Genomic DNA, 8,271 nt, shown 5'->3' on the forward strand with positions numbered 1-8,271 from the left:
AAAATCTAATTTTATACTCTTTTACTAGATAATGCTTCTATTTTGGAGATGTCTAATGGAATAATAGATAATCGCTGTGTCGGCGTACCATCAAAGAATTTACTGTAATTGAATCCCTGGAACATTTCGCAGACAGTTTGATATTTTGTCTGCATGATTTGGACAGCTTCTTCTTGGGGAATGCCTGTTTTTTCTCTGTCGCCTTCGGTATAAGCGGCGAGGGCAGCTTTAAGTTGTTCGGCAATGCCGAGATAGTCTACCACCAAGCCACCGGGTTTATCTTTGAAGACGCGGTTGACTCTGGCGATCGCTTGCATTAACCCATGACCCCGCATTGGCTTATCTATATATATAGTGTGCAGACATGGAGCATCAAAACCCGTGAGCCACATATCCCGCACAATTACCAATTTCATCTCGTCGGCTGGGTTTTTGAAGCGTTTCGCTAGTTCTTTACGTCTGGCTTTACTGCGGATGTGGGGTTGTAATGGTTGTTCGTCCGCCGCTGAACCTGTCATGACGACTTTAATTGTGCCTTTGTCGTCGTCGGGGTGATGCCAGTCAGGACGAAGTTTGATAATTTCGTTATATAAGTCTACACAAATTTTCCGACTCATACAAACTATCATTGCTTTGCCGTCTAAACCAGAGAGGCGATTCTCGAAATGCTCGACTATATCTTGTGCTACTAGAGCTATACGTTTTTGGGAACCAACCAAAGCTTCTAACCTTGCCCATTTACTCTTGAGTTTTTCTTTGGTTGTTTGTTCTTCGTCTTCTGTAACTTCCTCAAAGTTAGGATCAATTTTTGGACGTTCTTCTTCTTTGAGTTCCAGCTTTGCCAGTCGTCCTTCATAATAAATCGGGACAGTGGCTTCATCTTCGACGGCTTGTTGGATGTCGTAGATGTCGATGTAATCGCCAAAGACGGCGGGGGTGCTTTTATCGGCTTCTTCAATAGGTGTTCCAGTAAAGCCGATGAACGAGGCGTTGGGTAAAGCGTCGCGGAGGTGTTGCGCGAAACCGTAGGAAATATAAGCTTCAGTTTCTGTTTTGACGACGCGAGATTTTAAGCCGTACTGGGAACGGTGCGCTTCGTCGGCGATGACGATGATGTTTTGACGGTGGGAAAGTGGCGGGTATTTCTCGCCGCGTTCGGGTTGGAATTTTTGCAGGGTGGTAAAGATAACGCCACCGGAAGCAACTTTGAGAAGTTCTTGCAGGTGTTCTGTGTCTTTTGCTTGCGTGGGGGTTTGGCGTAAGAGGTGGGAACAGGTAGCGAAGGTACTAAATAATTGATCGTCTAAGTCGTTGCGATCTGTGACAATAACTAAGGTGGGGTTTGCCATTGCCGGATGTTGGATAATCTTTCCGGCGTAGAATGCCATTGTGAGACTTTTACCGCTGCCTTGAGTATGCCAGACAACACCAACGCGGCGATCGCCTCCAGAGGAAGTTGCTTTTACAGTAGATTCAATAGCTTTGTTGACGGCATGGAATTGATGATAGCCTGCGATTTTTTTTATGATATTGCTGCCGTCTACTTCAAAAACGATGAAGTGTTGCAGTAAGTCGAGGAAGTGGTGTTTTTCAAAGATGCCTTTAATGACAACTTCTAATTCTACCCCCCTACACATCTCGCTCAAAACCTCACCCTCGCTTTTAGCTACGCTAAAATCTTTCCCTCTCCTTAGTAAGGAGAGGGATGTCCGATAGGACAGGGTGAGGTTCCGAGATCGGGGGGTGATCTCATCTCCGGCGATGGTACGCCAAGGCATGAACCGTTCCCAGTCGGCGGTGAGGGTTCCGACTCTCGCTTCTGTACCGTCGGAAACTACGAGAATTTCGTTGTAGGGAAATAAGCTGGGGATGTCGTTTTTGTAAGTTTGTAATTGGTTGAATGCGCTTTTGATTGTGGCGTTTTCGGCGGTTGGGTTTTTGAGTTCAATGACTGCTAAGGGTAAGCCGTTGATAAATACCACGACATCAGGACGGCGTTCTTTTTTATCTTCAATAACAGTAAACTGATTAACGACTAGCCAGTCGTTGTTCTCTAGGTTGGTAAAGTCAATTAATTTAACTTGGTCATATACAATTCTTTCTGATGTCTGATACTCCACATCTACACCATCGGTGAGGAATTTGTGGAAGCGGCGGTTATTTTCAAATAAGCTGGGTGTTTCGCTGCGGGTGAGTTTGCGGATAGCTTCTTCGATAGCGTCGGCGGGAATTTTGGGGTTAATTTTTTGTAGGGATGAACGCAGGCGGTGAAGGAGAACGACATCGGCGTAGGTTTGGCGTTCTGGGTTGGGGGAGTCGGGGGCAATCTCTGAGGCTTGGAGGGTGGTGTAGTTTAGTTGTTCAAACCATTCTAGGGTAGCTTCTTCAACGATGCTTTCTGTAAATCTTCCTGACACCGATGTGATTCCTTGACGCTGGCTATCGGTATCTATTTTGGCTCATCTTTTGGGTAGTTGGTGGGTTGTATGTAACGCATTTCCCACCGCTAAAAGCCGGGGGCTTTTCGTAGCCCTGCAAATCTTAAGTAGGGTGTGTTACGGCTTTAGCCTAACGCACCGCCATATAACGTGGTGCGTTAGGCGCTTTGCTTGCTGTTTTTGTTACAAATCATATCGAAACGGTGCGCCTAACACACCCTACAGTAATTTTATTTTTACTGAGAATCTTGATATGCTTTGATTTTTTCATATAAACTAGCAACGGTTTCTTTTTCAAAAAGCTGCTGTTTCAATTTGAGATAATCTCCTTCACCTAGTTTACAAACCGTCCAAAATTTTAATACTTTGGACGGCTCTAAATGCGTCATCAAAACTTGCATACCTTCTTGTAAAACTTGTTGTTCTCTAATCACTTTGATTTTCATCAATTTTAAACTAATGTTTTTTCCCCTATTGGTTGATAATACAAAACCATTAGCTGATTAGCATTTAATGTTTCTATTGCATAAGTACGTCCAGTTGAATCACTAAATTCAACTTCAAAAATTCCCGGTTCATATTCTTCTACAATTGTTCCGACTTGACCGCGATATAATCCTAATTCTGGTAAATCTTCAAGAAGCGCGACAACATCTAATAATTTCATTGTTATGATTCACTCCCTAAAGTACATAACAGGTGACTAGGCGGGGAAAGCCTTCATCATTTCGGACTATCCAAACGCTTTGAATAATTGCTTGCTTTTCTGAACGGCTCATAGGAAAATCGATGATATATTTTTGACCATATGGATTGCTTTTACCAGGGATAGCATCATAAGTCGCAACTGCTTGTAAAAGTGCTGCTTGTAGTTCTTCCGTATTATCTAAATCTAAGTTTAGGGCAGATTTAAATACACGCGCTTTGTGTTTTCCCTCTGGATGTTCTGGGTTGAGACAGTAACCCGCTATTTTCTCTATTTCAACGATAGCGCGTTCGGGATGAGGAAGTTTCATAAAACGGTTTCTACAACTTTCTCCGCTTCTTTCACCCGGATTTCACCTGAGAGGAGTTTGGGTAGTAGGGTGTCGCGGATGGAAGAGAGGGTGCGGGATTCTCTTTGATTGCCCTTAATCCTTGTAAATATATCAGCTACTTGATTGGTAAATTGCTCCATCAAGTCCCTATCCGGAATCAGGTTCGGCATGGCTTTTATGATTTTTGAGTTGACAGCTTCAGCAATAGATGAGGTGCTTCCTAGCTGGCTGTAATCAAACGTTTTCAGATAGAGATACAGGTACTCACTCGATAATTGCAATTTGCTACCTAACTTGAAGTGCGCGATCGCCTCATTTGTAGTCATTTCTCCATCAGTTAGAGCAACGCGACCAATAGTTAGCTTGAAACTTAAGAGAACTGTATGGTCTGGGATAATCTGTATATTAAATCGAGCAACGGCTTCTGGAACTAAATACTCCCTCGTATCCGAAATAAATGTTCCGCTCTCTCCCATGTCGCGGATTGATACCCAATGAATATCATGACAACTGGTTGAAAACCATTCTGGCTCTTTCCTTGGTGGAGTTTTCCCAATTCCAACGTTAAAAATAGTTTCCGCAGGTTGATACAACCACCCCTTCGGAATCATCCCCAACGCCGACTCCTCAAACTCATCTGGGAAAAGTTCCGCTGTCACCGCATCCATTCCTACTGGCTGTCGTCCTTCCATCTTGGAACGCACGGGATCAAAGTCAACAAACCAGGACTTGAAAATCGCCCTCGCCATTGCTTCTAGCGTTTTGTTCATCTCCCGGTTCAGTTCGATTTTGTCGTCGAGGGTTCCTAGGATGTGGGCGATCGCTTTTTGTTCGGGGAGGGGGGGAATAGGAAGTGGTATTCTGCTAATTATTTCCTGATTTAGAGAGGGCATCGTAGCCCCTTGAGCATTACGAATAATCCAGCTGCGGTAAACACTCGAACCGAAAACATACGAAATATAGATTGGAGAAATTCCTGTACCAAGTAATCTCAATCGAATACAATCACTTCCTTGTAGCCAACCTTCCTCTTGTGTGGTGACTATTGCTCTGCGTTCAACTGCTCCCTTGCGTCCAAAAAGAATGTCTCCTACTTTTAGCTCATACCGAGAGAGTCGCTGACGGGTTTCTTCATCAACGCGAGGTAAATCATCAGTATGTAATAGACGGTTTTCTCCAATGTGCTTAACTGCTACAACTGGTGTTCCTAAAAGCTTATATGAGGAAGCGTGTAGCATAGTTCCAAATGGTCCTGTTTGAAGATCCGCTTTACCTCTTTTAACTAAATCACCCACACTTACCAATTCCCAATGATTTGGTAGTTGCCCATAAATAGATTCGACTGCACTAATCACTAAAACCCAACCTTTTTAAATTATTCCGAATCATAGCCTCCAACCTCGCCGACTCCTCAAACTGCTGCTGCAACTTCTTCGTCAAATGCAACATCTTCTCCTCAAAGCCTCATCATCTTCTACTTCCTTCGCCCCCCACTCGAACGTGAATCAGATAAACCCGACTATCTTTCATAAAGCGATCGCCTCATTAAAGACTTTATCTCGAATTAAATTATGTAAAGATTTAGCTGTCACAACATCAACTTTACGATTTAACAAAGTCTCTAAATCTAGAATCAATCCACCGGGAAACCAAGCAGAAATTTTCTCTAAATCATAATCGATTAAAAAATCAATATCACTTGCTTCTGTTTCCTCACCTCTAGCCACACTGCCAAAAACTCGGATGTTATAAGCCCCATGCTTTGCTGCAATCTTCAGAATTTCTTCTCGTTTTTCTTGAAGGAGTTGTTTTAATCCCATTTTCATTCCTCTTTATAGCGCCACCGCTGACTGTAAAACTTTATCTTTAATCAACTCATGTAGAGTTTCAGGTTCTGCAACATCAACTTTTCGCCCTAGCAATTCTGCCAAATCTTGCATTAAAGCAATGTAGTCAAATAAACTGCGTTTCGGTTCAAGTTCGACTAAAAAATCGACATCACTATCTTCTCGCGCCTCTCCTCTCGCTACCGAACCAAAGACTCGCACATTATACGCCCCATGTTTAGCTGCTATTTGCAGAATTTCTTCCCGTAATGGTAGTAGTAATTCTTCAATTCCCATATCCCAACCCTCGCAAATTTTCCCTAATCGCCATCTCCAACCTCGCCGACTCCTCAAACTGCTGTTCTAACTTCTGCGTCAAATGCAACATCTTCTCCTCAAACGCCTCATCATCATCTTCGACTTCCTCCGCCCCTACATACCGCCCCGGCGTGAGAACATAACCATGTGCTGCAATTTCTTCTAACTTCGCACTCTTACAAAAACCCGCTATATCTTCATACTTACCCGCCTCCTTCTCTCCCCGCCAAGCATGATAAGTTTGGGCAATCTTGGCTATTTCCTCATCTGTTAATTCCCGGTGTACCCTGTCAATTAACACCCCCATCTTCCGCGCATCAATAAATAATGTTTCCCCAGTGCGGTTTCTGAACTTCCCATTTTTCTTATTCCGTGCCAAAAACCACAAACAAGCGGGAATCTGGGTATTGTAGAACAACTGCCCCGGCAAAGCCACCATGCAATCCACCAAATCTGCTTCAATAATAGCTTTGCGAATCTCGCCCTCTCCTGACTGGTTGGAACTCATCGAACCATTTGCCAACACAAACCCAGCCACGCCCTGAGTTGACAAGTGATGTATCATGTGCATTACCCAAGCATAGTTAGCATTACCCGTAGGCGGCGTGCCATAATCCCAGCGGCTGTGTCTTCCCGCAGGCGTTCCCCGCCCCAATCGCTCATATTAAAAGGCGGATTGGCGATAATAAAATCAGCTTTGAGGTCTTTGTGCAAGTCGTTGTGGAAGCTATCGGCATTTTGTCCGCCAAGATTCCCATCAATCCCGCGAATAGCCAAATTCATCTTGCACAGCTTCCACGTCGTCGGGTTGGACTCTTGCCCGTAAATGGAAATATCACCCAGTCGTCCACCGTGTGCTAAAACAAACTTCTCGGACTGCACAAACATTCCCCCAGAACCGCAGCAGGGGTCATACACTCGCCCTTTGTAAGGTTCCAGCATCTCTACCAACACCTGCTGTGCGCTAATAAAAAAGTTGTATAATTTCATCGCCTACAATCATTATTCTCTAGTTAGCAACTCAGCAATTTGGCAAAAATAAAGTTGTATAATTTCATTATATTACAATTTAAAAACAAATAAAAAAGTTGTATAATTTTGCAAAGGTTTTCCCTGTAAGGATTTAGCGCTATTTACTCCTAGTTCAGTGTACATCCCAAGTGCAAAGTTCGTATCAACAACTTGAGTGTGCTGAGTGTGCGATGGGCGTAACCCCCGCCTGAGCGCAAAGCGCACGTTCCGCGTAAGCGCAAAACGCACACTTCGTGAACGCGTAGCGTCTCCGCAGGAGATACGGCGATCGCCATAAATTACGTTTGTTATTATAGACAGATAAAAAAGTTGCAAAATTTCTGCTTATATTAAATTGCAAGATTTTTAGCTCAATCTCCAATAAAAAAGTTGAAAGATTTCTGCAAAGCCTTGTGTAACAATAGTGTGTTGGATAAAAAATTTCCAACCTACTCCAAGGTTACTGTCGATAGGCTGTTTGGCACAAAACACTACCTGTAGTAATCGGTTGTTGAGTGTCTGGTGAAACTGTAAGCGTAAGGTAGAAACTTTACCTAGCTGATGCACTTTCCAACAGAAAGCAAAAATGGGAAGTTCAATGTTAGACATCTCAACGCCCCATTCCCCGCCAATCACCAGAAGGAATAAACGCAGCCCAGTAGTAGGGATGCTGATACTTATCACCGCGCAACATTTTTAACTGAGTTTGACGCATGGCTTCGCTGCGTCCCTGGTTGGCTAAAACTCGCTGGAAGTAAGACACCATCAAGTCTTTGGTAGCACTATCATCTACTTTCCACAAGCTGATAACCTGACTCTCGGAACCTGCAATCACCAAAGCGCGACGTAACCCATAAATGCCTTCGCCTGTGATATCTTTCCCGATACCAGTATCGCAGGCGGACAGGACTGCTAATTTTGTACCAACAAGGTTGAGTGCGGTTGTTTCCAAGGCGGTAAGAATACCATCCTCATTACCTCCACCTTGGCGATTTTTGAAGCCGGCAAGGACTAATCCCGAAAGCAGGAGCGGATTATCATCGATTGTGGTTTGATTTTGTTTTGTTTGTGTAGCACTTTCAAAGAAACCATGGGTAGCAATATGGAGAATTTTTGGACTTTGAAGTGTTTTGATGACACCTTCACTAGCCTGAGTACCGATGAGGGGTTTAACTCCTAAAAGTGGAGCAATAGCTTTTGCTTCTTCCCTTGTACCTGGTAGGGGAGGAAAATTGTTTGTGGAGAGGTCAATTGAACGGGTATTATTAGGTTTAATGGCGACGACTTCCCCTTTTTTATCAAAGAAAGGGTCAGCTATGACCACTGGCTGCTGTTTGCTGGGGAACGAATTTTGCAGTCGTAGCAAGTCGCGTCCAGAGGAGAGGTAAGTCAGAGAGTAATTTTCTACTAAATAGCGGTTATTTTCGTCAACTAATGCTTCAAAAGGAATCAGGTTGAGAACACCGTCGGGAGAAATGAGGATTTTGCGAGTATTCCCCAAGAGTTTGCGGACAGGTTGCATGACGAGTTTATCAACTTCACGCGCTGAGTGTTGTACATCGGTGATAGAAGTCCGTTTGTCTCGCAACTGGAGTTTAGACTAAAAGTCGGCGCTCACTCCCATAACAGTTCAACTGTACT

The 8,271-nt window shown here is 43.8% G+C and carries 11 protein-coding genes; all 11 read right to left on the minus strand.

Going from position 1 to position 8,271, the window contains the following annotated elements; genetic code table 11:
- Positions 1–11: 11 nt before the first annotated feature.
- Positions 12–2,417 (minus strand): type I restriction endonuclease subunit R, encoded by a 2,406-nt coding sequence (locus ACM0OZ_RS46890; protein WP_414589822.1) that lies wholly within the window; start codon positions 2,415–2,417, stop codon positions 12–14.
- A 257-nt stretch (positions 2,418–2,674) separates the two neighbouring features.
- Positions 2,675–2,884 carry a hypothetical protein gene (locus ACM0OZ_RS46895; RefSeq protein ID WP_414589823.1) on the minus strand — a complete coding sequence of 70 codons (210 nt, stop codon included), beginning with the start codon at positions 2,882–2,884 and terminating at the stop codon, positions 2,675–2,677.
- 5 nt (positions 2,885–2,889) lie between these two features.
- Positions 2,890–3,105, minus strand: a complete 216-nt coding sequence (locus tag ACM0OZ_RS46900; protein WP_414589824.1) for a DUF4926 domain-containing protein — start codon at positions 3,103–3,105, stop codon at positions 2,890–2,892.
- 16 nt (positions 3,106–3,121) lie between these two features.
- Positions 3,122–3,454: a DUF6883 domain-containing protein gene (locus ACM0OZ_RS46905; RefSeq protein WP_414589825.1), complete on the minus strand. Its 333-nt coding sequence runs from the start codon at positions 3,452–3,454 to the stop codon at positions 3,122–3,124.
- Positions 3,451–4,830, minus strand: a complete 1,380-nt coding sequence (locus ACM0OZ_RS46910) for a restriction endonuclease subunit S (RefSeq protein WP_414589826.1) — start codon at positions 4,828–4,830, stop codon at positions 3,451–3,453. The genes ACM0OZ_RS46905 and ACM0OZ_RS46910 overlap by 4 nt, the downstream gene beginning before the upstream one ends.
- Before the next feature lie 171 nt (positions 4,831–5,001).
- The gene (locus ACM0OZ_RS46915; protein WP_414589827.1) at positions 5,002–5,295 is read right to left on the minus strand and encodes a nucleotidyltransferase family protein; all 294 of its coding nucleotides are present in this window, start codon (positions 5,293–5,295) and stop codon (positions 5,002–5,004) included.
- A gap of 12 nt (positions 5,296–5,307) precedes the next feature.
- The gene (locus tag ACM0OZ_RS46920) at positions 5,308–5,598 is read right to left on the minus strand and encodes a nucleotidyltransferase family protein (RefSeq protein WP_414589828.1); all 291 of its coding nucleotides are present in this window, start codon (positions 5,596–5,598) and stop codon (positions 5,308–5,310) included.
- Complete coding sequence (locus ACM0OZ_RS46925; protein WP_414589829.1) at positions 5,588–6,184, minus strand: N-6 DNA methylase; 597 nt, start codon at positions 6,182–6,184, stop codon at positions 5,588–5,590. The genes ACM0OZ_RS46920 and ACM0OZ_RS46925 overlap by 11 nt, the downstream gene beginning before the upstream one ends.
- Positions 6,185–6,189: 5 nt before the next feature.
- Positions 6,190–6,609, minus strand: coding sequence for an N-6 DNA methylase (locus ACM0OZ_RS46930; protein WP_414589830.1), 420 nt, complete (start codon positions 6,607–6,609; stop codon positions 6,190–6,192).
- A 387-nt stretch (positions 6,610–6,996) separates the two neighbouring features.
- Positions 6,997–7,239 (minus strand): hypothetical protein, encoded by a 243-nt coding sequence (locus ACM0OZ_RS46935; RefSeq protein WP_414589831.1) that lies wholly within the window; start codon positions 7,237–7,239, stop codon positions 6,997–6,999.
- Between the two features lies 1 nt (position 7,240).
- Entirely contained in the window at positions 7,241–8,218 is a 978-nt protein-coding gene (locus ACM0OZ_RS46940) for a CHAT domain-containing protein (RefSeq protein WP_414589832.1), read from the minus strand.
- Positions 8,219–8,271: the final 53 nt, after the last annotated feature.

Source organism: Scytonema sp. PCC 10023, from assembly GCF_963920835.1.
Classification (GTDB): domain Bacteria; phylum Cyanobacteriota; class Cyanobacteriia; order Cyanobacteriales; family Nostocaceae; genus Kalymmatonema.